At 41.3% G+C, this 1173-nt stretch carries 2 protein-coding genes; both read right to left on the reverse strand.

The window, feature by feature from the left end; translation table 11 throughout:
* On the reverse strand, nucleotides 1-289 hold a 289-nt coding region (locus B3014_RS01865), incomplete at its 3' end, for a SurA N-terminal domain-containing protein (protein WP_289286892.1).
* An 83-nt stretch (nucleotides 290-372) separates the two neighbouring features.
* Nucleotides 373-1173: LPS-assembly protein LptD (locus B3014_RS01870; protein ID WP_289286893.1), on the reverse strand; the 801-nt coding region annotated here is incomplete at its 5' end.

Consider the following 1173-nt stretch of genomic DNA (forward strand, 5'->3'; position numbering starts at 1 on the left):
GCTTGAGGGCAGCATTAAGAGCATCATCCCCCACTCTAATCCCTACTTTATCTGCTTCTTGTATTTGCAGGCGTTGCATGATTAATCTTTCAAGCACTTGCTTACGTAGAACATCACTGGGTGGCATTGCAGCATCACGCTGACGGATCTGTTGACGAACAGTTTGCTCCATATCCTGCAAGTCACTTTCAAGAATGACTTCATCATTGACAACTGCAACAATCCTATCCAGAGATTGAGCCCAAACATTGGTTGCCAGCAATAAACCGACAATCAGATACTTAATCATTAAACTCTATTACTCCAAAATTTATTTTTTAATTGGTTTCGTATAAGTCAGAAATGAATCGACTTGCGAATGGCTCAAGGAGTTCATTCTGCTTCGAAGCCACGAATACTGCGTTCTAGTAAGCTATCAGATTTTTGACCGAAACTACCTAAGCCTTTTAATTCTATTTGTAGGTAAATCGCTGTATTGCGCTCTTGATCGGAAACATCGTTCACATAATCACGCATAACTAGGCGTGTTGCCCAGCAGCAACTGTCATATTGTAAGCCAGCAATTTTTTCCAACGTTTCACCTTGATCGATAGCATGATACCAACGACCAAAGAATTTCCAACGTTCTGATAATGGAATCTGCGTGGAAATATCAATTTGTTCCAATGACTCTTCGATACCATTATTCGGTGTTGGGTCATCACGACGGTAACGATGAGAAATATTGAAAATACCACCACTATCGTTTTTATAACGTAATCCTACTGATGACATATTCGACTTCAAGCCGCTTGGGTCCCATTGAAACTCACTATTAAATGACCACTCATCGCCAATGTAGGCCACAGCCTCTGCCACCATATCTGAGGTAGAATCTCGTTCAGCTATTGTGCCATCTAACATGACACGCTGGTCAGTGAAATATCGAATCTGACCAACCGTTAATCTCAAGTTCTCTTTACCTGACTCTTCATCAATAATTCGACTGGTGACAGCCAGAGTTAACTGATTGGCATCACCAATTCTATCTCGACCAATAAAACGGTTGTGGGAAAATAGGCGTAGTGAGTTGAACGTGGTCAAACTAGTATCAAAGTCGGGAATATCAGTTTGATCCCGCTCAGGTACATACAAATAAAATGCCCGAGGTTCCAGTGTTTGGATGTAATTATC

Origin of the sequence: Methylophaga sp. UBA678, from assembly GCF_002299105.1 — a bacterium.
GTDB classification, from domain to species: domain Bacteria; phylum Pseudomonadota; class Gammaproteobacteria; order Nitrosococcales; family Methylophagaceae; genus Methylophaga; species Methylophaga marina.